The following is a 26,488-nucleotide window of genomic DNA, read 5'->3' as shown; positions in this document are numbered from 1 at the left end:
AAACCTTACAGGTAGAAATGAGACAACACGGCGAACAGGCTGATAAGGCGGGGTTTATTGCGCTTTGTGATGGGGTCCACATCAATTAAGCGATCCAGATCGCTCTCCTGAAAAAATTGCGCGTCACCTGTTGACAATTTAGTCACATCAGCACAATTCTCATCACACAAATTATCACATTTATAACATTATCGGCGCGATTATCGCAGCTGATGTCAGTGAGAGGTCACGTTATGTCCGATGTCTCAATCCAGGCCCAGCAAATCTCCCGCAAGCGCGTCCAGCGCTACGCCACCCTCGGCGTGGTGGTAGTTGCGCTGATCGCGGCGATGGCGCTCGACACCAAAGTGGTAAAAATGGGCTCCGCCGAAGATGCGCAGGAGCAAGGCTTCTCCCCCGACAGTTACGGCCAGAAAACCTTCCCGACCATCCAGCAGGATGTGGCATCACGCGCAGTAGATGCCAAAACGTTAGCCGATGCGCTGCAAACTAATCAGCAGGAAGCGGTGCAGAAATATGGCGTTGGCGCACCGCTGCCGGTCTTTGCCGTCAAGTTCTCCGGCGTGGTGCAAGCCGGGCAGATGGGCATCTTCCCGATGAAAATCGATGGATTGCCGGGAGATATGCAGGTGCGGCTGCAAACCGGTCCGGCGATTACCGGCACCGATCTGCGTGACGCTAACGGCAAGATCCAGTTCGGTGATTTCACGAACCAAATCGAATATCAAAATGCCGGTTCCGCCATCAATCGTGCGATGAAAAGCGCGGTGCTCGACAAGCTGGATCGTGATGCGTTGCCGGGCAAAACCGTGCAGGTGGTTGGCGTGTTCCGCTTACTCAACGCGAAAAACTGGATGGTGACGCCGGTCAGCATGGAGGTGAAATGAAACCGTTCAACCTCAATCCCGCCTTGCTGAAAGGCGAAGTGATCCTGCAAGCGCGCAACGTCAGCAAAGTGTACGGCTCCACGCACGCGCTGAAGGGCGTCAATTTCGAAATTCGTCGTGGCGAAGTGACCACGCTGTTTGGTGAAAACGGCGCGGGTAAATCGACGCTGATGAAAATTTTGTCTGGTGTGATTACGCCAACAACCGGGGAAATCTTGCTACACGGCGAGGAGAAGACCTTTCGATCCGCCACCGAAGCGCGTGACTGTGGCATCTCGATTATCCATCAGGAGCTGAATCTCGCGCCGAATATGAACGTGCGCGACAACATCTTTATGGGGCGCGAAATCATGAAGCCGGGCGGCGTCGATTATGCCGAAGAGGCGCGCGTAACAGCGCACCTGATGGCGGCGCTGGAGGAGGAGATCGATCCGCTGACGCCAGTGGAGAACCTGCGTCTGGGACAGCAGCAGATTGTGGAGATTGCCCGCGCGCTGTCGGTGAATTCGCAGATTCTGATCATGGATGAACCAACCTCAGCACTGAGCGCAGCGGAAGTGGCGGTGCTGTTCCAGGTGATCCGCGATTTAACCAGTCAGGGCGTGGCGATTGTCTATATCTCGCATCATCTGGAAGAGGCGCTTGAGATTACCGATCGGGCGGTGGTGCTGCGCGATGGCGTGATGACCGCCTATGCCAAACGCGATGAGATCGATCTCGAATGGATCGTGCGCAACATGGTTGGCGATCACTTTGATCTGGGATCGCCGCCGCAGGGCTACGACTTCGGGCTGCCAGCGCTGACGGTGAAAGATCTGACGGTGAAAAGTAAAACCGGCATTCGGCTGGTGGACAACTTATCGCTGGCGGTGCAAGCAGGGGAGATTGTCTGCATTTACGGGCTGATGGGCGCGGGGCGCACCGAGCTGCTGGAGTGCATCGCCGGACGTCTGCAGCAAAGCAGCGGTCACATTCTGCTGCAGGACACCGATATCTCCGCGCTAACCATCTCACAACGCATTCAAATTGGGCTGGCGCTGGTGCCGGAAGATCGGCAGCGCGATGGCCTGGTACAAACCATGTCGGTGGGGGAAAACCTGTCGCTGGCCAGCATCGGCGACTTTGTACGCGGACTGGTGCTCTCCAGAAGCCGGGAAAAACAGCTGGTCAACGACAGCATTCGTAACGTGACGGTGAAAACCTCTGGCGGCGATGCGGCGATTGGATCGCTCTCCGGCGGCAATCAACAAAAAGTGGTGATCGGCAAAATGCTCGCCACCCGTCCCAAAGTGATACTGCTGGATGAGCCGAGCCGCGGCATCGACATCGGCGCTAAAGCGGAAGTGTTTCGCCTGCTGGCGGAGAACGCCAAAAAGGGGCTGGCGGTGGTGTATACCACCTCGGAAGTGGGCGAATGCCTGAGTATTGCCCATCGCATTGTGGTGATGAGCAAAGGGCGCATCTCCGCCATCTTCGACGCAAGTGTCAGTAAAGAACGCATTATGGCCGCTTCAGGCGAGTCTCTGGTGGCATGACATGAAAAGTGGAGCAAAAGGTATGACTGACAGAACCCAAACGCTGGACACGCCGCCGGTGGTCAACAAGAAAAAAAGCGACAAGCAGCTGAATGTGGCGCGTCTGCTGCTGGAAGGGCGCGCCTTTATCGCGCTGCTGGTGATTATCGCTACCTTCTCCATGTTGTCGCCCAACTACTTTACCGGCGCTAACTTTCTCACCATGGCGTCGCACGTGGCGATCTTCGGTTTGCCGGCGATCGGCATGCTGCTGGTGATCCTCAACGGTGGCATTGATTTATCGGTGGGCTCCACGCTGGGTCTCGCTGGAGTGATGGCCGGATTTATGATGCAGGGTATCAACCTCGAAGCGCTCGGCGTGGTGCTCTATCTACCGGTGTGGGCGGTGGCGATTTTGACGCTGGTGGTCGGCGCGCTGGTGGGATTAGTCAACGGCGTGCTTATCGCCTGGTTCCGCGTTCCGGCCTTCGTCGCCACGCTCGGCACAATGTATGTGGCGCGCGGCATTGCGCTGCTGATCACTAATGGTCTGACCTACAACAAACTCTCCGGCAGCGAAGCGCTGGGGAATACCGGCTTCGACTGGCTCGGTTTTAATCGCATCTTCAATATCCCGGTTGGCGTGCTGGTGCTGGGCGTAGTGGCGCTGGCGTGTGGTTTCCTGCTCAGCCGCTCAGCGTTTGGTCGCTGGCTGTACGCGTCGGGTGGTAATGAACGCGCGGCTGATCTGTCGGGTGTGCCGGTGAAGCGCATCAAAATCAGCGTCTATGTGTTGTCTGGCGTCTGCGCGGCACTCGCCGGGCTGGTGCTCTCCTCACAGCTCACCTCGGCCGGCCCAACCGCCGGTACCACTTATGAACTGACTGCGATTGCGGCGGTGGTGATTGGTGGCGCGGCACTGACCGGCGGACGCGGCAACGTGCGCGGCACGCTGCTTGGCGCGTTCGTGATTGGTTTTCTCTCTGATGGCCTGGTGATTATCGGCGTCTCTGCTTACTGGCAGACGGTGTTCACTGGTGCCGTGATCGTGCTGGCGGTATTGCTCAACACCTTGCAATACGGACGGCGCGCTCGCTAACTCACGCGCGCTGTTTCAGCAGCGCGCGGATATCCGTAAAACCTGTACCCCAAATAATAACGGAGCACCAACTATGTTCACTAAACGTCTCTTCATCGCGGCCGCGGCTATGGCCATCACCACTTTTGCTGCACCCACCTGGGCAGATAACGGGTTAATGACCATCATCGTTAACGATCCTTCCAACCCTTACTGGCTGACGGAAGGTCAGGTAGCCCAGAAAGCCGCGGAAAAGCTGGGCTATAGCGCCAAAGTCAGCGCCCACAAAGGCGATACCAATACCGAAAGCCAGCTGATTGATACGGCGATCACCAATAAATCGAAGGCGATTATTCTCGATCCGGCGAACGCCGATGGTTCGGTCGGCTCGGTGAAAAAGGCCATCGCCGCCAATATTCCGGTATTTATCATCAACGCCGAACTGAATCAGAGCGGGCTCGCCAAAGCGCAGCTGGTTTCCAACAACGCGCAGGGCGCAGCGGTTGGCGCAATGGAGTGGGTGAAGCAGGTGGGCGATAGTGCGAACTATGTCGAGCTGGTTGGCCCGCCGTCAGATAATAATGCCGCCACCCGCGCCAACGGTTTTGATACAGTGCTGACGCAATATCCCACGCTGAAGAAAGTCGGCCAGGAAGTGGCTAACTGGGATCGTACGCAGGGCTTCAACAAAATGCAGTCGCTGCTGCAGGCCAATCCCAATATTAAAGGCGTAATCAGCGGTAACGACGAAATGGCGCTGGGCGCGATCGCTGCGTTGAAAGAAGCTGGCAAGCTGAATCAGATCAAAGTCGGCGGTTTTGACGGTTCACCGGATGCGGTTGACGCCGTAAAAGCCGGTACGCTGTCCTACACCGTGATGCAGCCGGTGGCGCAGTTCGCGCAGAAAGCGGTAGAGCAGGCGGATAGCTTCCTGAAAACCGGCAAAACCGGTGCGGCATCCGAGAAGCAGCTGTTTGACTGCATTCTGATCACCAAAGAGAACGCCGGTAACTTTGCTTCACCGTTTGTGTTGAAGCAGTAAATAAACCAGGTCGCCATTAATGGCGACCTCAGCATTTGCCAAAACCTGTTTTAAACGCTGTAATGAGTGCCGAAACCGCTTCTCGCTTCACTTTCCCGGATGAAATATGGCGCACAACCCGCAGGACTCTTCACTTGGCGTATTTATGGCCGAAACCTTACCCAGCGATAGCCGCCAGGCGCGGCAACTGGCCCGTCGCCAGTTAATCGCCGAAGCGGTGATGGCAGAAGGGGCGATTCGCATCGAAGATATCACCGATCGCTTCGGCATTAGTTTGATGACCGCCCATCGTGATATCGATGAAATGGTTGAGCGCGGCCTGCTGCATAAATCGCGCGGCGTGGTGTCCGCGACGCCAACTAGCCTGGTTGAGTCCAGCGATATCTACCGCGCTACCCGTCAGCTGGAAGAGAAACAGGCGATTGCCGATGTGGCCGCTACCTACCTCGAACCGGGACAGGCGATTTTCCTCGATGATTCCACCACCGTGCAGCAGATGGCGCGGCTGCTCTCGGCGCGCGCGCCGCTGACGGTGATCACCAATTCGCTGACCTTAATGAACGAGCTGCGCAACGGCCGCGATATCACCTTGATGGGCCTCGGCGGACAGTTCTATCACTGGTGCAATGCATTTATGGGCCGCATGACGCGGGATGAAATTGCCAGCCTGCGCGCCGATGTGTTTTTCGTCAGCATGTCAGCGATTATCGATGATGCTGTGTTCCACCAATCCGCCGAAACGGTAGAGACCAAACGCGCGATGTTTGATGCCGCGCAGAAGCGCATTCTGATGATGGATAACACCAAGTTTGAACGCCGGGCACTGCACCGTTTTGCGCATCTGAGTGAATTCGATGTGGTGATTGTTAATCAGGGCACGCCGGTGCCTATTTTGCGGCGGATGCAGGATTTAGGCGTGAATGTGGTGGTCGCACCGATGAAAATAAATCATTCGGTTAATTCGTGAAAAGGCGGTCACCCTAAATGGCGACCTTTAAATGACATGCCAATCTTTACATTAATTTAAATATATCCCGCCTCGTTGATTTTTTTTACTTTCTTTAATCTGCTCAGCGTCTTATTCGGGGATTTCCTGGTTATGTACGCTGCGTAGTGCTCTATGGTTATTATTCGGCCCTGGTTCAGAATAATGAGGTATCTGATGCTGATTAAACTTAAACGCACACGAACGCATGATGAGGACAGGAATCTGGCAATGTGGCTCGCCACGGCCGCCGGTGTGCTCAATGCAATCGCCTTGGGGGCGTTTGGCTTTTTCCCCTCGCATATGTCAGGTAATACCTCTCAATTATCCAGTGAAGTATCGAACGTTAATTTCCGTGATATCACCTTTTTAGCCACCATCCTGTTTGCCTTTGTTTGTGGTGCGGTCACGGCGAGAATGGTGGTGATCAGCGGATTAGCCAATGGCAATCGCATTATATTCTGCCAAATATTGTGGGTTGAAGGGCTGGCCTTAATAGCGTTATCGCTGTTTGAAATGTTCTTTTATTCGTCGGCCAACAACCGGGAAGTTATTGTCATTCTGGGCTTCCTGATGGGCGTGCATAATTCAACCTCTACGCAGTTATCCAATGGCCGCGTGCGCTCCACCCATATTACCGGCACGTTAACCGATGCCGGAATTTCGCTGGCATCGGTATTAGCCGCGCTGTTCCGCCGCGATCCGTCAAAACAGTTCTCAGGCCAGAAACGTCAGCTGTTGACGCATCTGACCACGATATTTTCCTTCCTGATCGGCGGGATTGTCGGCCTGATGATGTTTAAACATCTAGGTTTTAAAGCCATGTCGATGGTCGGCGGCATACTGCTGATTGTTGCCACGTTGGCGATGGTGAGAACGGTGGTGCGGGTTAAGCGGGCGGCTTCCTGAAATGATGGAGTGTGTGCAAGGCGGCGACTTTTTCGCCGCCTCGCTAGTGCCAGCCGCAAATAAGAATTTTTACCTTCCGTCTCATCATAAAACACCTTAAATTCACGCCGACGAGCAGTGCCAGTCACAACAGATTGGGTATTTTAACAACAATCAAATAAACACTTTTGCATGCCATCTATTCATGGCAGTGAGGCTTTGTATGCTTTTAAAACGCAGCTGTAATATTGCTATTGTCGTACTGGTCATGTTTTCTGTTACCGCGTGTGGCATGTCGCATCGTGGCAGAAATACCGCGATTGGTGCTGGTGTTGGTGCGGTAGGCGGTGCGGTACTTACCGGTGGTAGCACCTTCGGTACATTGGGTGGCGCGGCGATTGGTGGTTTAATCGGACACGAAGTTAGCAGGTAAGGCAATATTCTCGCGTAACGATGAACTTTATTTCACTCTCATTTATGCTGCACAGGATATCAATACTGTTCCTACCGCAAAAAGAGGTGATGACATGGAGTTCCACCGTAAAAACTGGCATGAGAAAGCCTTCGATTTAGCGAATCGAGGTATTTCACTCGATATGTTGGGTGAGCATCAGGCTGCAGCCTGTTCATGGGGTGCAGCCGCTGAATTAGCCAAAGCGCATCTGCGAGATGACGATATCTATTTCTGGATTATGAGCGGCTATGGCGCAATATTAATCCAATGTCAGCGCTATCAGGAAGCCATTGAAGCGGCAAAAGAAGCCTTTGATTGGGAAGCGCAACAAAATCAGATTCTTTCCCGTATGACCGTGGCGCGCGCGCTTTATGCGCTCGGCGCAGTTGAGGGTGCAAAAGTTTATTTCCAGCAAATTTATGCCATGAAAGGCGATGATATCTTTGTTGCGTTTCCGGAACTCGATCACGGCACGCTTCGCGAATTAATCATTCTCACGAAATAACCGGAGAGGTTTAATCTCCGATTTGTTTTTTTAAAAAATCAGTTGTACTTTAGCCGCGCGCTCTTTATCCGCCGCCAGTTTCAGCGCGCGTGCCGCATCCTGCATCGGTATTTCGGCTGAAAGCAGCGGCAGCGGATTGATTTTTCCTTGCTCAAGCCAGCGTACTGCGGTGGTGAATTCGCTGGTGAAACGGAAGGAGCCGCGTAGCTGTATCTCTTTGACCAGCAATGGTCCGATTGGATAGTTTACCTCTGCCGCGCCCATGCCAAGCTGCACGATAATGCCGCCCGGACGAGTAAAGGCGACCAGCGAAGCCACCGCCGCGCCTGCGCCGGAAGCTTCAAAACAGACATCAAAACTGCCGCCATTTTCCGCCCAGCGCGCAATTTGCTGTTCGTCACGCGGATCCAGCGCCGCGCTGGCACCCATATTGATCGCCAACTGACGACAACGTTCGCTGATGTCGGTAGCCACCACTTCGGTGGCACCCGAAGCCAGTGCCGCCGCGATGACCAGACAACCGATTGGTCCGGCGCCGGTGACCAGCACGCGCTTGCCGGTCAGATCGCCAGCCTGGCGTACCGCATGAATACACACCGCCAGCGGTTCGGCAAAGGCCATCACTTTGGCATCCGCGCCATCGCTGTACGGTACGCACTGCACGGGATTAACCGCCACATATTCGGCAAATCCGCCGTTAACATGCGGGAAAAACTGCGCGCTGCCCATAAAGCGCATTGAGCGACAAAGATTCTGTTTTCCTTCCTGACACAGCGCGCACAGCTGGCACGGTTGGGAAGGATTGATCGCCACGCGCTGGCCAACCTTCAGGTCGCTGTTTTCTGGCACTTGCTCAATGATGCCGACAAATTCATGGCCTAAAATCATAGGCGCTTTCAGTACCGACATGCCCGCGCGGCCATGCTGGAAATAGTGAATATCCGAGCCACAAATCCCGCCACGCTCAACTTTGACTAACACTTGCTGCGCGTTCCACTCAATTTCCCGCGACTCACAGCGCACATCATGTGCGGCATTGACGATCACCGCGTTCACTGTTTTCTGCTGCATTATGCTTCTCTCTATGCGTTTGAAGGGGTTTCGAATTTCTTCTTATTTTCAGCCGGTTGTTCGCCGGGCGGTGTCATCACTTCAATTTTGCCAACCAGCAGCAGGTAGGCCAAAAAGCCCATCAGCGCGACGGCGGCGATGTACCACATCGCGTACTGGAAGTTGTGGGTGCGCTGCAAAATAACGCCGATGATGATCGGACTGACAATGCCGGAGAGATTGCCAAAAATATTCAGAAAGCCGCCGATGGTGCCGATTAAGTGGCGCGGAATCACATCGCTGCACACCACCCAGCCGAGATTAGAGAAGGCGTTGGCGAAGAAGGCGATAGAGAGAATAGCGATGGCAATTACCGGGCTGTCCTGGAAGAAATTCACTAGCGCAATCGAACAGGTGAGCAACATCCCCAGCATTACCGGCAGCTTGCGTGCAAAGGTGCGGCTGCGGCCACGCTTGAGCAGGAAATCACTCAGCGTTCCGCCGCACAGCACGCCAGCCATCGCCATCAGATAAGGGAACATTGCGCCAATCCCCGCTTTATCGATCGACAGATGCAGCCCTTTTTCCAGATAGACAATAAACCAGGTCAGGAAAAAGTAGAGCGTCGATGAGGCCGCGAACTGCGCGATAAACAAACCCCAGGTGGTGCGCTGGCGCAGAATGTATTTTACCGACAGCCAGTTAACCTTGCCGTTTCCGGTTTGCTGATTCACTGAACCGTGGCCGCCACCTTTGCGGATAATATCGAGTTCCGCATCATTCACTTTGCTGCTGTGCTGCGGGTCGCGATAGACAATCAGCCAGTAAATGCCGAACACAATGCCCACCAGGCCAGAGAGATAAAATGACATCTCCCAACCCCATTGAGAGACGATAAACGACAGCACCGGCGTCAGCAGAGCCAGACCAATGTATTGCGCGCTGGAATAGGTTGCCGTTGCACGCGCACGTTCATGGTCGGGAAACCAGGTGGCGATGATTTTGGTGTTGGAGGGAAAAGAGGGCGCTTCTGCTACGCCAATTAGCGCGCGGCACACCAACAGCATCATAAATGACGCGGTGGCGGTGGTGAAAAAGTGATGCGACGCCAATCCCATTAGCAGGGTAAACAGGCTCCACAGCACAATCGCGCTGCCGTACAGCCAGCGCGAACCAATACGGTCAAGCAGATAGCCGACCGGAATCTGGCTCAGCGCATAAAACCAGGTAAACATCGAAAACAGTAAACCTAACTGCGTGGCGGATAAGAAAAACTCGCCCTGAATATGGGAACCGGCTACCGCCAGGTTAGCGCGATCCATATAGTTGATAGCGGTGACAATAAACAGCATGAATAAAACGCTTAAACGCGTGCGCGTGGGTTTCATGGTCATGACTTCATTCTCTATGAGTGTGCAGAGCGGGTTTGTGCCGTTGGCGTGCTCAGGCTACTAAAGGTGGTCAGCGCGGTGAGTAATACCGCCACAACCAGCGATCCGCCCATAAATACATAAGAGGCCGCTGGGCTGCCGGTCAGGCCATTGAGATAGCCCACAATCCATGCGCCGACGAAGGATCCCAGCGCACCGAAGCAGACCACGAAGGACAGCGCGCCCGCCACAACGTTGCGTGGCAGCATCTCAGGGATCGCAGCGAAGAAGGGTCCGTACGGCGTGTACATCGCACCGCCCGCGATCACCAGTAGCACCCATGAGAGCCAGAAGTGCGTCGCACCGAGCGTAAAGGAAGCAATGAAGCACACCGCGCCCAGCCCAAGGAAAAGCAGCACGATGTTTTTACGCTGCTGATATTTATCGGAGAACCAGGATGCGGTCAGCATCAGCGGCACGGCGAGCAGATAGGGCGCGGCTGAGAGCCAGCCGGTCGCGACAATACCCATGCCGGACGCGCTCTTCAGCATGGAAGGCAGCCACATGATGAAACCGTACATGCCGATATTCCAGAAGAAGTGGATAAACGCCAGCGCCAGCACTTTAGGCGAGCGGAAAGCTTCACGGTAATTCTTAACCGGTTTGATCGACTGCTGCTCTGCCGCCAGCGCGTTTTCCACCGCACGCTTTTCGGCCTCGTTCAGCCATTTGGCATCACGCGGCCGGTCGGCATAAATTTTCCACCAGATGAACGCCCATAAGATGGCAGGCACGCCTTCAATAATGAACATGCCGCGCCAGCCAAAGGCGTTCACCAGATAGCCGGAGAGAATCGACATCCACAACACGGTAATCGGATTGCCGAGGAACAGAAAGGTGTTGGCTTTGGAACGCTCCGCGCGCGTGAACCAGTGGCTGAGGAAGATCAGCATCGCCGGCATCACCACACTTTCTGCGACGCCGAGCAGGAAGCGGATCACCGCCAGCAGCGCCACGCTGTGCACCATGCCGGTGGCGGTGGCCAATGCGCCCCACAGGATCAGGCTCCAGAAAATCAGCTTCTTCGCCGAGTGCTTTTCCGCGTAAATGCCGCCCGGCACCTGGAAACAGAAATAACCGAGGAAAAACAGTGCACCGAGTAATGCCGAAATGGCGGGCGTGATATTGAGATCTTCAGCCAGACCTGCGGCGGCACCAAAACCGTAGTTGGCACGATCGAGGTAGGCGAGGCTATAGGTAATAAAGGCAATCGGGATGAGTTTTCCCCACCGACTAGCCGGTAAAATCCCTGCAATATTCTGGTTCATGCTATGACCTCAGGTCGCTTGAGTAGGATACAGCTGAGTCTTGATGCCCAGCTTAGGTCGTTTAAATCAGCCCGTTATAAGGTGGCGAGCCAGCCGCCATCCACGTAAATCATCTGGCCATTGACGTAATCGGAAGCAGAGGACGCCAGATAGATGGCGGTACCAACCAGTTCGTCGGGTTTTCCCCAGCGACCAGAAGGATTACTGCTGCAGACCCATTTGTTGAACTCTTCGTTTTCGACCAGCGCTTCGTTCATATCCGTTAGGATATAGCCCGGCCCAATGCCGTTGGTCTGGATATTGAACGGCGCCCATTCAGCCGCCATCGATTTGGTTAACAGCTTGATGCCGCCTTTTGCCGCAGTGTAGGGCGCGACGGTAGGGCGCGCGGCTTCGCTGGTCAGCGATCCGATATTGATAATTTTCCCACCGCGCTGGCGTTCCACCATGCGTTTGGCTGCAGCACGTGAGACGAGGAACGCGCTGGTGAGATTGATATCCAGCACCCGCTGCCAGTCGCTCAATGCCAGTTCCAGCATCGGTTTGCGGAACTGAATGCCTGCGTTGTTGATCACGATGTCGATGTGAATGTTCTCTTCATCAAGCTGCTGGAATACCGTTTCAATCGCGGCTTCATCTGCCACATTGAACAGAAAGCCTCGGGCATCAAATCCTTGTTGCTGTAATTGCTCCAGCGCCTTATCCATGTGCTCCTGACGCGTGCCATTCAGCAGCACTTTTGCGCCGGCTTGCGCCAGGCCTTGTGCATAAGCAAATCCCAAACCGCGCGTTGAGCCGGTAATCAGGGCGGTTTTCCCGGAGAGGTTAAATAAGGTCTGCATAACAAAACGTCCTTCATGTAACATGACTAACAAGTTGGATGAGTTACTTTTACGTTATGCGCAGAAAGGCAGCAATTGGCAGGCGAGAGATTTGTAAGATATCTCACAATTTTTTAATGTCATCGTCAGAAGGTAATTATCTACTTTTGAAGATTAACCTAATGAAAGTAATAGTTAAATTTCGGGGTTTTCCAGTATCGCTTTTGCTGCGCGAAAAATTGCTGCTTGTGTTGCAAGCAGTGACGCGTTAAAAAGCGGTAGACATGTAGGACAAGTGAGTAACGCCGTGGCGCTGGAAAGTATCCAAAAACATAATGTGGTTGATGTCATCTACGAGCAGATGAAGCAGAACATTCAGGATGGTCTGTGGGAGCCGGGCTGTAAGTTGCCGTCTGAAGCGGAATTGACCGCAACCTTTCAGGTGAGCCGCGTCAGCGTGCGGAGTGCCGTGCAGAAGCTGCGAGACCTTGGCGTGGTGGTGACGCATCAAGGGAAGGGTACCTATGTTACCCGCGAAGTGGCGCGCTACGGATCGTTCAGCGATAACCAGCCCATTCTGCACCTTTCGCAGGAAGAGTTTGATGATATGCGGGTTTTCCGTCAGACCGTCGAGTTCAAATGTATGGAGCTGGCAGTGCAGAACGCCACTGATGAGGATGTCAAAGTGCTGGAAAGCGCCCTAAATCGCATGCTGGTGAGTAAAGATGACTACAAGAAGTACTCGCTGGCGGACTACGATTTCCATCTGGCGATTGTGAAAGCTTCGCACAACAAAGTGTTCATCCACGTCATGGAATCCCTCAAGGGGATTTATGTGCATTACCTCGAAGAGTTAAATCGAGTGTTAGGCATCACGCTGGAAAGCGTTGAAGCCCACATTAAAGTCTTTATGGCGTTGAAAAACCGCGATGCCTCGCTGGCAGCCGAGACGCTTAATAGCGCGATGACACATAACGTGCACGCCATTGAAGATGTACGCCATAACTGAATAACCAAAAGCCCTGCACAGGGCTTTTAAATACACATAACATGTAGGACATCATACAGCATGTTATCCAGTTACCGTGAGGATCATGATGAGTAACCTGAAAATTACCGATGTAAAAACCATCCTTACCGCGCCAGGCGGCATCGATTTGGTGGTGGTAAAAATCGAAACCAGCGAACCCGGTTTATACGGTTTGGGCTGCGCCACCTTTACTCAGCGTATCTACGCGGTCGCCGCCGCGATTGAAAACTACATGAAGCCGTTTTTGATCGGCAAAGACCCGGCGCGTATCGAAGATATCTGGCAATCGGCGGCGGTCAGCGGTTACTGGCGTAACGGTCCGGTGATGAATAATGCGCTCTCCGGCGTGGATATGGCGCTGTGGGATCTGAAGGGCAAGGTTGCCGACTTGCCGGTGTATGAACTGCTTGGCGGCAAATGTCGCGATGGCGTGCCGCTTTATCGTCACTGCGACGGCGCCGATGAGATCGAAGTTGAAGATAACATTCGCGCACGCATGGAGGAGGGCTATCAATATGTGCGCTGTCAGATGGGCATGTATGGTGGCGCGGGTACCGATGATTTGCGTTTGATCGCCGGCAAGCTGGCCAAAGCTCGCAATATCCAGCCGAAAGTGTCACCGCGTAATCCTACTCACGGCATCTATTTCGATCCGGATGCTTATGCGCGCGCCGTACCGCGCCTATTTGACCATCTGCGCAATAAGCTCGGTTTTGGCGTCGAGTTTATTCATGATGTGCACGAACGCATCACACCGATCGCTTCAATCCAGCTGGCGAAATCACTCGAACCGTATCAGCTATTTTTCCTCGAGGATCCGGTTGCGCCAGAAAATATCGACTGGCTGAGTAAATTACGCATCCAAAGCAGCACACCAATTGCCATGGGCGAGCTGTTCACACAAATCAACGAGTGGAAGCCATTAATTCAAAACCAGCTGATCGATTATATTCGCTGCCATGTCAGCACCATTGGCGGCATCACGCCGGCGAAGAAGCTGGCGACCTTTGCGGAACTGTTTGGCGTACGCACTGCGTGGCACGGTCCGGGCGATATCTCACCGATTGGCGTGGCAGCAAACCTGCATATTGATCTGAGCATCACCAATCTTGGCATTCAGGAGTACACGCCGGTGAATGAAGCATTGCAGGAAGTGTTCCCAGGCTGTCCGGAGATTGATCGCGGTTATGCCTATCTCAGCGATCGTCCGGGGTTGGGCGTGGATATCGATCTGAAAGAAGCGGCGAAATATCCGGTTTCAGGCGGCATTCCGGACTGGACTAACGCGCGTCTGCCAGATGGCACGGCGGCACGTCCCTAAGCGATTTGAGTGTGTGAATTCCGGGGTATTAACCCCGGATTTTTATTTATAACAGCCGGGCGCGTGAACGCTCGCTGGAAGGTGTATGACCGAACACGTGTTTGTAGCAGACCGTGAAATGATTGCTGTTGGAAAATCCGCACATATAAGCGATGTCAGTAATACGATTAATTAACGTGTCGGTATTACTCAGGAAGTGGAAATCCTGCTGGCGATTAATCAGCACATTGGTGAGTTTTAAGGTGCCGAGTTCATCATAGAAGTGATGGTCGCCTTCGTTGACGAAAAACACATCACCTTCTTGGATATAACTCGGTTTACCGTTAATCACATGCAAACCATGTCCACTCTCCACCAACACCAGTTCCGCGAACTCATGGCAATGTCGTCAATGAAAAAATGACACTGTCACGTGCGTGGTTGGCCTGAAGAACAACCAACCCTGGAAGATCTTTGCAGTTAATATTTTCCTGATGTGGGGCGCATTCTTCTTCCAGACCGGGGCGCTGGTCTATTACTTCACCTATCACGTTCGCAGTGCGGACCTGACCGCCTTAGCCGCCGGAATTTCAACCTTTGTTCCGCTGCTGGGTACGCTTACCGTGCCGTGGCTGGCCTCCCGCATGAGAAAGATCTACGTCTACCAGGTTTCCTGCGCGGTGAATCTATTGGGGATGGCGGTGATGATCCTGTCCAATGATAGCGTTATGGGCCTGCTCACCGGTGCAGTAATTCTGTCGATTGGGGCGGGTCAACGTACGGTAATCTACTTCTCTATGCAGGCCGATCCTGTCGATTACGGCGAGTGGAAAACCGGCATCAATACCGCTGGCATCCTGACGTCCGTCAATGGTTTCCTGGGAAAAGTGGCGATGGCCAGCGCTGGCGCGATTTCAGGTGGATTACTTTCCTGGGGCGGCTACATGGCGAATCAAAGCCAGTCGCCTGAAGCACTTCTGGCTATCAAAGCCTGCTACCTCTATATCCCTGCCGGACTCATTCTGCTGTCAATGATGTGGATGGGACGCTTCTACAAGCTGGACGCCCAATATGAGCGTATTCGTCGCGAGCTGGATCAACGTAATAACGTCGAGCCCCCGCCAGAGATGACCGCCATTGCTGACAATGCCCTTACCACTGTGAACGCCAATCTAAAATAACGAGAAAAAAATGAACAAGATATCTCTAAACGCTGCGCTCTGCTGTGCGCTAGCGGGGGGCGCTTTCGTGCCAATGAATAGCGTGGCTGCGGTAAAACTGACGGTAGAACAGCGACTTGAACTACTTGAGCAACGTCTCAACCAGGCTGAATCCGATGTTAAAAATGCCCAGGCGAACGTCGAAACCGCGCAGCAACAGACGCGTTTAGCTGAGCGTCGTGCCATGGAAGCCGAACAAAAACTGGCCCAGCAGCAGGCCCAGACAGCGGAAAGTCAGGGCGTGACAACATCAACCGCCAGCAAAGACAAAGCGGAAGATTTCGAATTTTCCGGCTATGCGCGTTCGGGCATGTTGGTCAACGGCAAAGGACGAGGAGGGCGCGGCGGTCCCGGCGTTTCGCCCGCCAGCTCAATTGGTGGCGATGCGCACGTTGGGCGTCTCGGCAACGAAAAGGATAACTATGTCGAGCTGAGTTTTATCAAAAAACTGCAGTTTGAGGATGGGTCACATGCACGCTTCAAAGCCATGCTGGCGGATGGCGCGAATAATCCCGATCCCTGGGTGCAGGATAATGATAGCCACCATATGAATATTCGCCAGGCTTACGTCGAGATGGGCGATTTAACGAAACCTGGGATCTCGCACCGTCCGTGATCGCTCAGCACAGTGAAGATCGCTACCGTCAGGGCGATCGTTATGACTGGGCAACGTTCAACCTTCGAGCCTCGCAGGCGATCACCGAGAATTTTGCGTTACTGTATGAAGCGTCATGGCAGTACATGAATCTGAATCCGAATGGACGAACCTACAACAATGACGGCGATGTCGCGGCGTATCGCGCGGTTAAAGGGGATTTCTATAAGTTAACCTTTGCGCCAACGTTCAAAGTAGGCGATGTATTTGATATCAAAGCACGCCCGGAGATCCGCTTTTTTGCCAGCTACATGAACTGGTCAAAAGAACTGGATAACTATGCGATGAACGATGATTTTGGTAGTGCCGGATTTACTTCGGGTGGGAACTGGAATTTTGGCGTGCAGGCTGAAATATGGTTCTGATAGTCGATGCGCTGATTTTGCTGTGATTAAAACCGACGCCCAAGCTTATACGAGGGCGTCAATTCCAAGGCGGACATCTGAATTTAGCCGTTACAATCAAAGGGCGCATAATGTATATTATGTTAAATGAAATATATAATCGCGCACTCAAACCGTCATCCGCTCATCACCTGCCTTCTTTCACCTCCTTCACCAACAATCCGTGCCAGCTCCCGGCGACGGACTGTTGTACTCATGCTGCCGTTATCTGCGCCCTTTAATCACTGACGCCTTCCAGTTGAAATCACTGACTTCACTCTCTTTCAGCGATTCAGGTTTCTTCCTGCGTGTAGGCGTTTTCTTTGCCTTTTCAGCCAGCGCTTTCTCTTTGGCCAGTTTCGTTGTCATGATTTGCTGCCGGGCCTCGGCCGTGAACTCTTTCTCTTTCTTTGCATCCGGCTCTTTGCCGGTGCGCTGGCGATACTTCTCCATCAATCCTTTAAACGCTTCTTCTACTGCAACGCGTTCAGTCAGATTGAATTGATCGATGGAAATCATTTTCTTGTCGTTCATAGCGTACCGTCCAATAGTGATTTTCTGGCAACAAGTGTACAGCATTTACCGGCATTGAAGATCGCGCCATTGCCGCTCGCGTGGCTTTCTTGTAACCTTTGCCGTCAACATTTTAAGGATTTCCTATGAACGATCATCGCTCCAAAGATCCCTTGCACGGCGTCACGCTTGAGATGCAAATTAATGCGCTGGTCGCCCATTATGGCTGGGCCGAACTGGGTAAGCTCATCAATATCAACTGCTTCAAAAGCGATCCAAGCGTTAAATCGAGCCTGAAGTTTTTACGCCGCACACCCTGGGCACGCGCTGAGGTTGAAGCACTGTATCTGGATTCACTGGATGATTTTGCTGCGGATAAGGCAGATGATTCCGCGCCCAATCCCTGGACCATGGGCAAAGATCAGTAGTTTCTGGCGACAAAACCGGCAGCGCTACGTGAATTCTCGGCAACTTCCACCCTGCTCTTTTTACAGAATTCACGTAGCGACATCATATAAGTTCTCCCATTTACCCTCCGCTCTGTCACTTTCATAACTTCCCAACCTTGCCCGCGTCATCACATTTTCCAATGACCGATCGTATTGTAAGTTTCCATTCTGCATGACAATATCGCTACATGTATATACATGTACCACCAAGAGAAGCCACATCATACTAACAATAATTCCCCACCTTTAGACGCTTCAGCGAGGAAACTATGTCAGCCGAATCACCTGCAGCAGATTACGCCGGCGCAGAGAAACAGCGCTTGTCAGAAACACGATCCATTGATTACATTCCTCCGAGCGAACGCCACGGACATCCTTTCAGCCAGTTCACCTTGTGGTTTGGCGGCAATTTGCAGATCACCGCCATCGTAACCGGTGCGCTGGCGGTGGTTTTGGGCGGTGATGTGGTGTGGTCGATCATCGGCTTGCTGGTTGGGCAAGTTGTGGGCGCGGCGATCATGTCACTGCATGCGATTCAGGGACCGCGCCTCGGATTGCCGCAAATGATCACCAGCCGCATGCAGTTTGGCGTTTATGGTGCGGTGATCCCGTTAGTGCTGGTGTGCATCATGTATGTCGGATTCTCTGCCAGCGGCACGGTGTTAGCCGGACAGGCGCTGGCCAAACTGATCGATACCAGCAATGCGTCAGGCATGATCCTGTTCAGTGCGATTATTGTCGTCATCGCGGTGCTGGGATATCGCGTGATTCACAAGCTCGGTAAAGTGGCCAGCGTGATTGGCGTGCTCGCCTTTGTTTACCTATTTGTCACGCTGCTCTCAACCCATGATCTGTCCGCGGTGTGGCAGAACCAGCATTTCACGGTCGCTAACTTCCTGCTTGCCGTTTCGTTGTCTTCTTCCTGGCAGATTGCATTTTGTCCGTATGTCTCTGACTATTCGCGCTATTTACCGGCTTACGTCTCAGCAAAAAAACTCTTTAGCTGCGTTTTCTTCGGCACGGTTTTAGGAACCCAGGCTTCGATGACGTTAGGTGTGATTGTCGCGGCGATTGCCGGCAAGGCTTTTTCTGGCAACGAGGTTGGCTATATTGTCAGTTTAGGCAGCAGCGCCACCATGGCGATGGTGATCTACTTCGCGATCTGCTTCGGCAAAATCACTTTCACCACGCTGAATGCTTACGGCAGCTTTATGTCACTCACCACCATCGTTTCTGGCTTCCGTCAGAAAACCGCATTGAGTCGTGGCGGCCGCATTTTGTTTGTGGTGTTGATGGTGACGATTTCTTGTGTGATTGCGCTGATTAGCGAACCCGCATTCCTGAAATCCTTCACCCATTTCCTGCTGTTTTTACTTGCTTTTTTTGTGCCGTGGAGCGCAATCAGCTTGACCGATTTCTACCTGATCACCAAAGGTAAAGTCGATGTACCGGCGCTTTCCCAGCCCAACGGACGTTACGGTCGCTGGAACTGGGCGGGCATAATTGTCTACTTCTGCGGCGTGCTGGTTCAGTTGCCGTTCATTGATAATCCACTGCATCACGGTTCGTTAACCTGGATTTTTGCCGGTAATGATGTGTCGTGGATTATTGGCTGGTTTGTCACCGCGCTGCTGTGGTTAGCCGCAAGAAACGTCGATCGTCGAGGGACATTATCGCACTCTGTTTATCCCAATCAGTGACATTGTCACGCATCTCGCATTAATGAATTGCGCTCACAAGTGCTTGCAGCTTTGAGCGCATTATCATTCAGCCAACTCGCCGCTACACTTTAACCATGCTGCACTTACATGGAGATAAAGATGAAAGATCAATTTGACGGCAATGGTATTTTCCCTAAAGGGCCTAAAAACGACGCTTTTGCACAATATTTTACCGGAACCAGCTATCTGAGCATGCTAACGACAGAAGGCGTCAACATCGGCAACGTGGTATTTGAACCGGGCTGCCGCAACAATTGGCACATCCATCATGGCGGCGGGCAGATTTTGCTGGTGACTGGCGGAACCGGTTGGTATCAGGAGTGGAATCAGCCAGCGCGTCAGTTAGTGGCGGGCGATGTGGTCAACATTCCAGCGGGATTGAAGCATTGGCATGGCGCGGCAGCAGATAGCTGGTTTGCACACATTGCTATCGCCGTGCCGGCTGAAGGCGCTTCCAACGAGTGGCTGGAACCTGTTTCTGACGAGGAATATAAGCAACTTTAAGGTGCGCATTTTGATAGCGGTCGCCATTAATGGCGACCCTACAGGATTATTTGTAACTTACCACCGTCACCCAATTGGCGTCACCGCCGGCCGGTGCTTCACTAACCCGTTTCAGCGCCCCGCTTTCGTGATCAATAGCATAGCTGCCGGTCACCACACTCTTTTCGCCGCTGGCAATCAACCAACGTCCGTCAGCGGTGATCGCAATGCCGCGCGGCTGCTTCTCGACTTGCCAGCTATCAATCAGCGTCAGTTTGCCGTCCGCCTTGTTAATCCGGTATCCGCTGATGGTGCTGCTGGTCCGCTCGCTAACATAGAGAAAACGGCCGTCCGACGTCAGACGAATATCGGCCGCCCAGATGCGCGGCGTAGTGTCGCTGTAGCCCGGCGGCCGTTCTTTGCCGTGTTGCAGTTGATATTTTTCCGCTACCGCATTTGGCGTCTCCGCCACCTTCACCAGCTCACCGCTGGCTTCACGACGAAACTGCGTAATGATGCCGCCCATCTCGCCGATGTTGTAGAGATAGCGATTATCCGGCGACAACACCGAATGGCGCGGTCCGTTTTCTGTCGCCGTTTTAACATAGCCGTTGCCTAACCCCGACAGTTCGCCCTCGGCGCTTAGTTTCAACTGCAGCACGCGATCGGTGCCGAGATTGCCGACATAAGCATGCTCGCCGCTCGCATCGACAATCACCGAGTGCGCGGCATGTCCGGTTTTATAGCTGCCGACCGGCGGCGCAACTAGCTTGCCCTCGCTATTGAGTCGATAAACGTGCACCACATCGCCATCATAGGACGCGCCCAGCAGAAAACGTCCCTGCGGATCCGTGCTGATGTACGGATAACTGGCTGCAGCAGATACGCTATTCAATGGGCTGAGATCGCCTGTTTTGCTGTCAATGTTCAAGCTCACCAGTTGCAGCGGTTTGCTGCGAATCGCGGCGTACAGATGTTTATGATCGGCGCTCAACGCCATTGGCATCACTTTGCCGCCGGCCTGAGTGCGTCCCAATAGTTGTAGCGCACCGGTTTGCTCGTTCAGCGCGTAGCGCGCGATGGTGCCATCGTCGGCTTCTGAAACGTAGACAAAAGTCTGCGCCAGCAACGGCGCGCTGGCGGCCAACGACGCTAAAAGCGTCGCCGCGCGTAATAGGTTCTTCATGCTGTTTCCTTAGCGTACCAATGACGGACGTTTGGCGTCATAGCGCCAGTTATCGATCAAAAACTGCATCCCCAGCGCATCGTTGCGATTTTTATCCGGCAGCGCGTTATATAGCGCATGCGCCTGTTCGATGCGATCCATATCCAGCTCGATGCCCAATCCCGGCCCCGGCGGTAGCTCCAGATAACCATCGCGGATCTGCGGCGGTTGACATGTAAGCTGCTGACCATCCTGCCAAATCCAGTGCGTATCAAAGGCGGTTTGACGATCGCCCGGCGCGGCTGCACCCAGGTGCGCCACCATCGCCAGCGAAATATCAAAATGGTTATTGGAGTGGCAGCCGGTTGTCAGCCCCCATTCGTTGCACAGCTGCGCCACCACGTTGGCGTTACGCATCGTCCAGAAGTGCGGATCGGCGAGCGGAATATCAATGGCATTCAGTTGCAGCGCATGATGCAGCTGGCGCCAGTCGTTGGCGATCATATTAGTCGCGACCTGCACACCGGTGGCGCGGCGAAACTCGGCCAGCGTTTCCCGACCGGAATAGCCTTGTTCAGCGCCACAAGGATCTTCCAGATACGGCACCTTCCCCGCCAGCTGCTTGCCAAAGCGAATCGCCTGCTCCAGCGACCAGCTGGCGTTAGGATCGACGGTGACGCGTGCTTCTGGGAAGCGCGCCAGTAGCGCTTCCACCGTTGCCACTTCCACTTCACCTGCCTGCACGCCGCCTTTGAGCTTGAAGTCGCGGAAGCCGTATTGCTCAACTGCCGCTTCGGCCAGTCGCACCACGGCCTCGCTGTCCATCGCCGCTTCATGACGCAGACGGAACCAGCCTTCTTGCTCATGCTCCCCCGATCGATAGTGCATATTGGTGCGCTTGCGATCGGCGATGTAGAACAAATAGCCCAGCACCGGAATGCGGTCGCGCTGTTTACCGCTGGCAAGCAGATCCGCCACCGGCAGGTTTAACAGCTTGCCCTGCAGATCCAGCAGCGCCGCTTCTATGGCGGCGGCGGCGTTATAAAACTTCTCCGGATTCATCTGCGGGATATGAATGTCGTTGGTGTGTGAGGTTTGTTGCTGACGTGCCTCGCTGCTGAACAACTGGCTCAGCGTCGCGTTGAGACGCAGCAGTGAACTGCCTTCAATCAGCGGGCGAAACTGTTCCAGCAACTGCAAGGTAGATGCATGACACGGCGTTTCGCCAACTCCGCTATGTCCGGCGGAATCGGTCAGTATCACGATGATGCGCGTGAAGTAGCAGTTATGGGCGCCGCCAATGTTCAATAACATGCTGTCGTAACCGGCAACCGGCACGATGCGCATCGATTTAATGACTGGACTGTCTGACATGGTTTCTCTCCGTGTGACCGAAAGCGGGTGGAACAGGTTTGCGACGCAGCAGCAAATAGAGTCCGGTAACCACGGACACGCTGGTTAGCGCGTAAAGTCCGCCGGTGGTGCTGCCGGTGTGCATTTCGAGGTAGCCGAATACCGTGGGCGCAAAGAAGCCACCGAGGTTGCCAATCGAGTTGATTAGCGCAATGCCGGGCGCGGCAATCGAGGCGGGTAATTCACTTTGCGGCATCGGCCAGAAGAACGCCGCGCTCACTTTGGAGCCGATACAGGCCACAATCATCGCCACAAAGCCAAACCACGGCGTACCCAGCGTAGCCATAAAGGTGCCGCACGCGGCGATCAGCATGGCGATGCCGAGCCCTTTATCCAGTTTATCGCGATAGCGGTCGGTGGCTTTGCCGAGCAGGAACAGCGCGACGATAGCGAACAGCCACGGCACGGCGGTCAGCAATCCGGTTTCAAAGCTGTTGAAGCCCTGAATGCGCTGAATGATTTGCGGCAGCCAGAACACTAACGTGTAACCGGTCATGGTCATGGTGAAGAAGATCAGGCAGTAAGACAAAAGGCTGCGATCGCTGATCAAGCCCCAGCGGCCGTGTTTCACCGCGTGCTCTTCGCGCGCATCATCTTCCAGCGCTAACTGCTGCGCCAGCGCCTGTTTCTCGGCATCGCTCAACCATTTCGCGCCTTGCGGTTTGGATACCAGCACAAAGGCGGCCAGCAAGCCGATCACCATTGATCCGCCGCCTTCCATAAACATCACCCATTTCCAGCCCGCGATGCCGCCAACATCATGCATCATCAGAATGGCACCGGTGAGCGGACCGGAGAACAGAAAAGCGCTGGCGGTGGCGCTCAACACCATCGCGGTGGCGCGTCCTCGCCACGCATTCGGCACCCATTGACGAAAATAGAACAGCACGCCAGGGAAGAAGCCGGCTTCCGCCACGCCGAGCAGGAAACGCAGCAGATAGAAATGCAGCGGCGTACTCACAAAGCCGGTAAGCACCACCACCATGCCCCACGTAATCATGATGCGCGTCAGCCACACGCGTGCGCCGAGTTTCTTCAGCATCATGTTGCTCGGCACTTCAAACAGCGCATAGCCGATAAAGAACAGCCCCGCGCCTAAGCCGAAAGCGGCCGCACTAATACCCGCGTCCGTTTGCAGTTCGGCTTTAACGAAGCCAATGTTAGCCCGGTCAATCTGGTTCACAATTAACATCAGCGCCAGCATCGGAATGATGCGGCGGAAGAACTTGCCGATGGCTGAGGCGATATGCGCGTCATGATCGGGCGATAATACGTATTGTTGTTGTGTCATGCGTCACCTGTAGGGAGAAAAGCATCGCTATAGGTATACGCAGCAGAGTGAGGCCTGGTGTATGTGGCATTGCCCGAGACCGCTTAGGCAAATGCCCTATGATTGTTAAAATTCATGGCGTTATATTAATTCGCGTCGAAAAGTTTACGCCTGGTTTGTGCGCTGGCTCACGACAGGATCATCCCTTTGCATTTTTATCAAAGTAAGGAATCCGTTTTTCGTTTTTTGGCGCGTTTAACATCCGTTTTCAAAAATAAATTATTAGTTGCCACACTGCGTGTCAAAGAACGACCAATTGACTCTCGCATCTCAGGAAAGTTAACGTATATTTCATTCCGGTTTAAATCATCATTGATGACATCAGCAAACTGCTCCATCACCATGGCTGGTTTGACAATTTTTAATTCACGTGCAAGTTTAATCAAACTGTCTCTATCGGGAAATTTTTTGCTTTTATTCAACTTTAGGGCCAAATCACCATCGGTAGTTGGATAGATATGTGTATTTACCACATCATATAAGGGCGATAATTTCGCTGTGCTACTGTTCGTTGCAGAATATAATAACGAGAAATTCTTTAAATGCGCATCGCCATTTCCGACCATGCAACTAAACAATACATAACGCCAGTAAAGTTCTACTTGAGACTGATCGCGGGTAAAGAGACTGACGATTTTACCACCCGTTTCGTATGAGCCACTATATTTATGATCTGCTGACTTCCCTGAAAGCACACAAAAATCTTCCATCGCTAAGCGTCTATCATTTTGAATATCAAACCGTTCCATGATAAACAGCTCTTTGTTATCCGAAAGCCAAAAATCAGCGACGGGTAAACCACATAACCTGGCTAATGACATACAGATAAACTCATTTTCAGCCAGACGCGGGTACTCCTCATCACCTGTCTTAGCTATCAAATTTGGATAAAGAACGGTTCCGCGACTTTCTGTACTGATCATAACTTTCGGTTGAACGCCAGAAATCGAAGTCTGCAATAAATATTTATTTAGCAGATATTGAAATGCACTTTCTTTATGATCCCAATGAAGTAAATCATCTAATTTTTCCGGCGATGGACACGGTAGGTCAATATCACTTTTGTAAGATAACGCACCAATACCGGTATCCTGCTGTAAAGCTAAGAACAGCATGTCGCTAACATTACCGACATAACGACGTAAACGCTCGGCAATATGATAACGAACATAGCCTTCCGGAATATTCATCTCAAAAATATTAAATAAGCGGCTGGAATTATAGCTCAGGCGGTTTGATGGTTGCATGGTCATAGAAGCAGCGCGGACATCAGAACTCGCATAGCTAAAATTATAACTGCCGTGTTCGTGCAGCAATCTGCCACTTAATTCCCCACCGTTGTAGACATCAATATGACGAATCGGTCGAGCAAGCTGGTTAAAATCAGTCATCATCAAACAACGCCTCCAGTTCATCCATCTGTGGTAAGCCAGCAGACTGCACGGATAACACCAACTCCAGCGCATTAAGGTACAATGTGAGCGCTTTGAGCGAACCTGAATAGACGCCGTTTTCAATCTGTGAAATAACCGTGCGATGAATACCTGCACGTGCTGCGGCGTCGGCTTGAGTCCAACGGTTAGCCTTGCGCCTTTCCTGACATTTAGCGCCTATTGCTTGCAAACCAGGCAACATAAAACCTCTATTGTTGGTATATGATAACAATGTCTATATTTTTACCAAAATGTTATCATATAGCAACACTTAAGTTCTGCATCGACGGCCTTAATGCCTTTTCCTCGTCTACACTTGCCTCACGTGAAAACGCTAATAGAGGTAAAAATGTCGCAATCTACTCAACGTAATCAAGCTTGGCTATTAGCCTCACGCCCGCATGGCGAACCGGTAAAAGAGAATTTCCGCTTGGTAGAGCAGCCCATTCCTGACGTGAAGGACGGCCAAATCCTGCTGCGCACGCTCTATTTATCGCTCGACCCGTATATGCGCGGGCGCATGGATGACAGCAAATCCTATGCTGCACCTGCTGAACTCGACCAACCGATGGTTGGCGGCACGGTGAGCGAAGTGGTGGAATCTAAACACGCGGATTTCCAGCAAGGTGATGTGGTCCTCGCGCAGAGCGGCTGGCAAAGCTATGCGGTTTCGGACGGAAACGGCGTGGCGAAACTGGGCGATCTGCCCCATCCTTCCTGGGCGCTGGGCATTCTCGGTATGCCGGGCTTCACGGCCTATATGGGCTTGATGGATATCGGCCAGCCAAAACAGGGTGAAACCTTAGTGGTCGCGGCGGCTACCGGCCCGGTCGGTGCAACGGTGGGTCAGCTTGGCAAACTCAAAGGCTGCCATGTGGTAGGCGTTGCGGGTGGTGAAGAGAAGTGCCGTTATGCGATTGAGAAGCTCGGTTTCTCCGCCTGTATCGATCACCATCGTGACGATTTTGCAGAACAGCTGGCGGCTGCCTGCCCGGACGGCATTGATATCTACTTCGAAAACGTCGGCGGCAAAGTGTTTGATGCCGTATTCCCGTTGCTGAACACCGCAGCGCGCGTGCCGGTCTGTGGCCTGGTTTCTGGCTACAGCAGCCGCGAATTACCGCCGGGACCGGATCGCACCCCACAAATCATGGGCGGCATTCTGAAGCGTCGTATTCGCATGCAGGGCTTTATCATCTTCCAGGATTACGGCGATCGTTATCCTGAATTCCTCAAAGCGATGACGCCGCTGGTGGAGCAGCAAAAAATCCACTACCGCGAGCACATGATCGACGGGCTGGAAAATGCCCCGCAGGCGTTTTTCGATATGCTGAAAGGCAAAAACTTCGGTAAAACCGTGGTGAAAGTCGCGCAGTAAACCGTTGTGTTAACGCTATTTTTCACTTTGCATAGCCGCAATTGAGATATGGCGCGCGCTGAGCGCATGAGAAGATATTTTCCCTACATCGTC

At 53.2% G+C, this 26,488-nt stretch carries 24 protein-coding genes and 5 pseudogenes; 17 read left to right on the top strand and 12 right to left on the bottom strand.

The genetic code is table 11. The features are described 5' to 3' along the window. The first annotated feature begins 233 nt into the window (after positions 1 to 233). From K5Y32_RS05550 to K5Y32_RS05515, 8 genes are all read left to right on the top strand, one after another. Positions 234 to 887 carry a DUF2291 domain-containing protein gene (locus K5Y32_RS05550; RefSeq protein ID WP_222182084.1) on the top strand — a complete coding sequence of 218 codons (654 nt, stop codon included), beginning with the start codon at positions 234 to 236 and terminating at the stop codon, positions 885 to 887. Beyond that, positions 884 to 2,422 carry a sugar ABC transporter ATP-binding protein gene (locus K5Y32_RS05545; RefSeq protein ID WP_222182082.1) on the top strand — a complete coding sequence of 513 codons (1,539 nt, stop codon included), beginning with the start codon at positions 884 to 886 and terminating at the stop codon, positions 2,420 to 2,422. Before K5Y32_RS05550 ends, K5Y32_RS05545 begins: the two co-directional genes overlap by 4 nt. Before the next feature lie 22 nt (positions 2,423 to 2,444). Beyond that, a complete protein-coding gene (locus K5Y32_RS05540; RefSeq protein WP_008104141.1) occupies positions 2,445 to 3,500 on the top strand; it encodes an ABC transporter permease in 1,056 nt (351 codons plus the stop codon). A 73-nt stretch (positions 3,501 to 3,573) separates the two neighbouring features. After that, positions 3,574 to 4,521 carry a D-ribose ABC transporter substrate-binding protein gene (locus K5Y32_RS05535; protein ID WP_222182080.1) on the top strand — a complete coding sequence of 316 codons (948 nt, stop codon included), beginning with the start codon at positions 3,574 to 3,576 and terminating at the stop codon, positions 4,519 to 4,521. Between the two features lie 106 nt (positions 4,522 to 4,627). Continuing rightward, positions 4,628 to 5,488, top strand: coding sequence for a DeoR/GlpR family DNA-binding transcription regulator (locus tag K5Y32_RS05530; protein WP_101764389.1), 861 nt, complete (start codon positions 4,628 to 4,630; stop codon positions 5,486 to 5,488). A gap of 195 nt (positions 5,489 to 5,683) precedes the next feature. Continuing rightward, entirely contained in the window at positions 5,684 to 6,415 is a 732-nt protein-coding gene (locus K5Y32_RS05525; protein WP_222182914.1) for a YoaK family protein, read from the top strand. Positions 6,416 to 6,617: 202 nt separating this feature from the next. After that, positions 6,618 to 6,827: a glycine zipper 2TM domain-containing protein gene (locus K5Y32_RS05520; protein ID WP_061718879.1), complete on the top strand. Its 210-nt coding sequence runs from the start codon at positions 6,618 to 6,620 to the stop codon at positions 6,825 to 6,827. A 94-nt stretch (positions 6,828 to 6,921) separates the two neighbouring features. After that, entirely contained in the window at positions 6,922 to 7,353 is a 432-nt protein-coding gene (locus tag K5Y32_RS05515) for a hypothetical protein (RefSeq protein WP_222182078.1), read from the top strand. 30 nt (positions 7,354 to 7,383) lie between these two features. Here the strand turns inward: K5Y32_RS05515 and idnD are convergent, their stop codons facing one another. The 4 genes from idnD to K5Y32_RS05495 form a co-directional block, all read right to left on the bottom strand. Further along, a complete protein-coding gene (idnD, locus tag K5Y32_RS05510) occupies positions 7,384 to 8,424 on the bottom strand; it encodes an L-idonate 5-dehydrogenase (RefSeq protein ID WP_255602383.1) in 1,041 nt (346 codons plus the stop codon). A gap of 11 nt (positions 8,425 to 8,435) precedes the next feature. Beyond that, positions 8,436 to 9,791, bottom strand: a complete 1,356-nt coding sequence (locus K5Y32_RS05505) for an MFS transporter (RefSeq protein WP_110866447.1) — start codon at positions 9,789 to 9,791, stop codon at positions 8,436 to 8,438. Positions 9,792 to 9,808: 17 nt separating this feature from the next. After that, a complete protein-coding gene (locus K5Y32_RS05500) occupies positions 9,809 to 11,101 on the bottom strand; it encodes an MFS transporter (RefSeq protein ID WP_222182077.1) in 1,293 nt (430 codons plus the stop codon). Between the two features lie 74 nt (positions 11,102 to 11,175). Beyond that, positions 11,176 to 11,943, bottom strand: a complete 768-nt coding sequence (locus tag K5Y32_RS05495) for an SDR family oxidoreductase (RefSeq protein ID WP_222182075.1) — start codon at positions 11,941 to 11,943, stop codon at positions 11,176 to 11,178. 286 nt (positions 11,944 to 12,229) lie between these two features. Between K5Y32_RS05495 and K5Y32_RS05490 the strand changes: the two genes are divergently transcribed. Together K5Y32_RS05490 and K5Y32_RS05485 are read left to right on the top strand one after the other, a co-directional pair. After that, positions 12,230 to 12,931: a FadR/GntR family transcriptional regulator gene (locus K5Y32_RS05490; RefSeq protein ID WP_110866446.1), complete on the top strand. Its 702-nt coding sequence runs from the start codon at positions 12,230 to 12,232 to the stop codon at positions 12,929 to 12,931. An 85-nt stretch (positions 12,932 to 13,016) separates the two neighbouring features. Continuing rightward, positions 13,017 to 14,273 carry an enolase C-terminal domain-like protein gene (locus K5Y32_RS05485; RefSeq protein WP_255602382.1) on the top strand — a complete coding sequence of 419 codons (1,257 nt, stop codon included), beginning with the start codon at positions 13,017 to 13,019 and terminating at the stop codon, positions 14,271 to 14,273. A 46-nt stretch (positions 14,274 to 14,319) separates the two neighbouring features. On the opposite strand, the pseudogene K5Y32_RS25010 reads toward K5Y32_RS05485, so the two are convergent. Beyond that, positions 14,320 to 14,427 (bottom strand): annotated as a pseudogene (locus K5Y32_RS25010) (AraC family transcriptional regulator); the annotation flags it as partial. A 3-nt stretch (positions 14,428 to 14,430) separates the two neighbouring features. Further along, positions 14,431 to 14,658: pseudogene (locus K5Y32_RS05480) on the bottom strand (AraC family ligand binding domain-containing protein); the annotation flags it as partial. Between K5Y32_RS05480 and K5Y32_RS05475 the strand changes: the two are divergent. The 3 pseudogenes from K5Y32_RS05475 to K5Y32_RS05470 form a co-directional block, all read left to right on the top strand. Then, positions 14,658 to 15,433: pseudogene (locus K5Y32_RS05475) on the top strand (MFS transporter); the annotation flags it as partial. The pseudogenes K5Y32_RS05480 and K5Y32_RS05475 overlap by 1 nt on opposite strands. A gap of 10 nt (positions 15,434 to 15,443) precedes the next feature. After that, positions 15,444 to 15,572: pseudogene (locus tag K5Y32_RS25005) on the top strand (hypothetical protein); the annotation flags it as partial. Further along, positions 15,573 to 16,492, top strand: a pseudogene (locus K5Y32_RS05470) (carbohydrate porin); the annotation flags it as partial. 243 nt (positions 16,493 to 16,735) lie between these two features. Here K5Y32_RS05470 and K5Y32_RS05465 read toward each other — a convergent pair. After that, on the bottom strand, positions 16,736 to 17,044 hold the full coding sequence (locus K5Y32_RS05465; RefSeq protein ID WP_222182073.1) for a hypothetical protein: 309 nt from the start codon (positions 17,042 to 17,044) through the stop codon (positions 16,736 to 16,738). A 125-nt stretch (positions 17,045 to 17,169) separates the two neighbouring features. On the opposite strand from K5Y32_RS05465, the gene K5Y32_RS05460 reads away from it, so the two are divergent. The 3 genes from K5Y32_RS05460 to K5Y32_RS05450 all read left to right on the top strand — a co-directional run bounded on the left by K5Y32_RS05460 (position 17,170) and on the right by K5Y32_RS05450 (position 19,697). Then, positions 17,170 to 17,451 (top strand): VF530 family DNA-binding protein, encoded by a 282-nt coding sequence (locus K5Y32_RS05460; RefSeq protein ID WP_110866150.1) that lies wholly within the window; start codon positions 17,170 to 17,172, stop codon positions 17,449 to 17,451. 290 nt (positions 17,452 to 17,741) lie between these two features. Then, on the top strand, positions 17,742 to 19,172 hold the full coding sequence (locus tag K5Y32_RS05455) for a cytosine permease (protein WP_222182071.1): 1,431 nt from the start codon (positions 17,742 to 17,744) through the stop codon (positions 19,170 to 19,172). A gap of 120 nt (positions 19,173 to 19,292) precedes the next feature. Continuing rightward, positions 19,293 to 19,697, top strand: a complete 405-nt coding sequence (locus K5Y32_RS05450) for a cupin domain-containing protein (protein WP_222182069.1) — start codon at positions 19,293 to 19,295, stop codon at positions 19,695 to 19,697. Positions 19,698 to 19,743: 46 nt separating this feature from the next. Here the strand turns inward: K5Y32_RS05450 and K5Y32_RS05445 are convergent, their stop codons facing one another. The 5 genes from K5Y32_RS05445 to K5Y32_RS05425 all read right to left on the bottom strand — a co-directional run bounded on the left by K5Y32_RS05445 (position 19,744) and on the right by K5Y32_RS05425 (position 25,219). Continuing rightward, on the bottom strand, positions 19,744 to 20,862 hold the full coding sequence (locus K5Y32_RS05445) for a beta-propeller fold lactonase family protein (protein WP_222182067.1): 1,119 nt from the start codon (positions 20,860 to 20,862) through the stop codon (positions 19,744 to 19,746). A gap of 9 nt (positions 20,863 to 20,871) precedes the next feature. Beyond that, positions 20,872 to 22,215 carry an enolase C-terminal domain-like protein gene (locus K5Y32_RS05440; RefSeq protein WP_222182065.1) on the bottom strand — a complete coding sequence of 448 codons (1,344 nt, stop codon included), beginning with the start codon at positions 22,213 to 22,215 and terminating at the stop codon, positions 20,872 to 20,874. Further along, positions 22,193 to 23,545 (bottom strand): MFS transporter, encoded by a 1,353-nt coding sequence (locus K5Y32_RS05435; RefSeq protein WP_101764401.1) that lies wholly within the window; start codon positions 23,543 to 23,545, stop codon positions 22,193 to 22,195. Before K5Y32_RS05435 ends, K5Y32_RS05440 begins: the two co-directional genes overlap by 23 nt. Positions 23,546 to 23,742: 197 nt before the next feature. Further along, a complete protein-coding gene (locus K5Y32_RS05430; protein WP_222182063.1) occupies positions 23,743 to 24,978 on the bottom strand; it encodes a type II toxin-antitoxin system HipA family toxin in 1,236 nt (411 codons plus the stop codon). Continuing rightward, on the bottom strand, positions 24,968 to 25,219 hold the full coding sequence (locus K5Y32_RS05425) for a helix-turn-helix domain-containing protein (protein WP_222182061.1): 252 nt from the start codon (positions 25,217 to 25,219) through the stop codon (positions 24,968 to 24,970). The genes K5Y32_RS05430 and K5Y32_RS05425 overlap by 11 nt, the downstream gene beginning before the upstream one ends. 147 nt (positions 25,220 to 25,366) lie before the next feature. Here K5Y32_RS05425 and K5Y32_RS05420 point away from each other — a divergent pair, with 147 nt between their 5' ends. Continuing rightward, entirely contained in the window at positions 25,367 to 26,395 is a 1,029-nt protein-coding gene (locus K5Y32_RS05420) for an NADP-dependent oxidoreductase (RefSeq protein WP_222182059.1), read from the top strand. Positions 26,396 to 26,488 lie beyond the last annotated feature (93 nt).

It is taken from the genome of Pantoea sp. DY-15, from assembly GCF_019795935.1.
In the GTDB taxonomy this organism is placed as follows: Bacteria; Pseudomonadota; Gammaproteobacteria; order Enterobacterales; family Enterobacteriaceae; genus Pantoea; species Pantoea leporis.
The sequence above is the reverse complement of the archived record's forward strand: the minus strand, read 5'-3'. Positions and strand labels throughout refer to the sequence as shown.

Coding starts and splice junctions, on each gene's coding strand:
- K5Y32_RS05550 (WP_222182084.1), top strand. CDS start 234: ATGTCCGATGTCTCAATCCAGGCCCAGCAAATCTCCCGCAAGCGCGTC.
- K5Y32_RS05545 (WP_222182082.1), top strand. CDS start 884: ATGAAACCGTTCAACCTCAATCCCGCCTTGCTGAAAGGCGAAGTGATC.
- K5Y32_RS05540 (WP_008104141.1), top strand. CDS start 2,445: ATGACTGACAGAACCCAAACGCTGGACACGCCGCCGGTGGTCAACAAG.
- K5Y32_RS05535 (WP_222182080.1), top strand. CDS start 3,574: ATGTTCACTAAACGTCTCTTCATCGCGGCCGCGGCTATGGCCATCACC.
- K5Y32_RS05530 (WP_101764389.1), top strand. CDS start 4,628: ATGGCGCACAACCCGCAGGACTCTTCACTTGGCGTATTTATGGCCGAA.
- K5Y32_RS05525 (WP_222182914.1), top strand. CDS start 5,684: ATGCTGATTAAACTTAAACGCACACGAACGCATGATGAGGACAGGAAT.
- K5Y32_RS05520 (WP_061718879.1), top strand. CDS start 6,618: ATGCTTTTAAAACGCAGCTGTAATATTGCTATTGTCGTACTGGTCATG.
- K5Y32_RS05515 (WP_222182078.1), top strand. CDS start 6,922: ATGGAGTTCCACCGTAAAAACTGGCATGAGAAAGCCTTCGATTTAGCG.
- idnD (WP_255602383.1), bottom strand. CDS start 8,424: ATGCAGCAGAAAACAGTGAACGCGGTGATCGTCAATGCCGCACATGAT.
- K5Y32_RS05505 (WP_110866447.1), bottom strand. CDS start 9,791: ATGAAACCCACGCGCACGCGTTTAAGCGTTTTATTCATGCTGTTTATT.
- K5Y32_RS05500 (WP_222182077.1), bottom strand. CDS start 11,101: ATGAACCAGAATATTGCAGGGATTTTACCGGCTAGTCGGTGGGGAAAA.
- K5Y32_RS05495 (WP_222182075.1), bottom strand. CDS start 11,943: ATGCAGACCTTATTTAACCTCTCCGGGAAAACCGCCCTGATTACCGGC.
- K5Y32_RS05485 (WP_255602382.1), top strand. CDS start 13,017: ATGATGAGTAACCTGAAAATTACCGATGTAAAAACCATCCTTACCGCG.
- K5Y32_RS05465 (WP_222182073.1), bottom strand. CDS start 17,044: ATGAACGACAAGAAAATGATTTCCATCGATCAATTCAATCTGACTGAA.
- K5Y32_RS05460 (WP_110866150.1), top strand. CDS start 17,170: ATGAACGATCATCGCTCCAAAGATCCCTTGCACGGCGTCACGCTTGAG.
- K5Y32_RS05455 (WP_222182071.1), top strand. CDS start 17,742: ATGTCAGCCGAATCACCTGCAGCAGATTACGCCGGCGCAGAGAAACAG.
- K5Y32_RS05450 (WP_222182069.1), top strand. CDS start 19,293: ATGAAAGATCAATTTGACGGCAATGGTATTTTCCCTAAAGGGCCTAAA.
- K5Y32_RS05445 (WP_222182067.1), bottom strand. CDS start 20,862: ATGAAGAACCTATTACGCGCGGCGACGCTTTTAGCGTCGTTGGCCGCC.
- K5Y32_RS05440 (WP_222182065.1), bottom strand. CDS start 22,215: ATGTCAGACAGTCCAGTCATTAAATCGATGCGCATCGTGCCGGTTGCC.
- K5Y32_RS05435 (WP_101764401.1), bottom strand. CDS start 23,545: ATGACACAACAACAATACGTATTATCGCCCGATCATGACGCGCATATC.
- K5Y32_RS05430 (WP_222182063.1), bottom strand. CDS start 24,978: ATGATGACTGATTTTAACCAGCTTGCTCGACCGATTCGTCATATTGAT.
- K5Y32_RS05425 (WP_222182061.1), bottom strand. CDS start 25,219: ATGTTGCCTGGTTTGCAAGCAATAGGCGCTAAATGTCAGGAAAGGCGC.
- K5Y32_RS05420 (WP_222182059.1), top strand. CDS start 25,367: ATGTCGCAATCTACTCAACGTAATCAAGCTTGGCTATTAGCCTCACGC.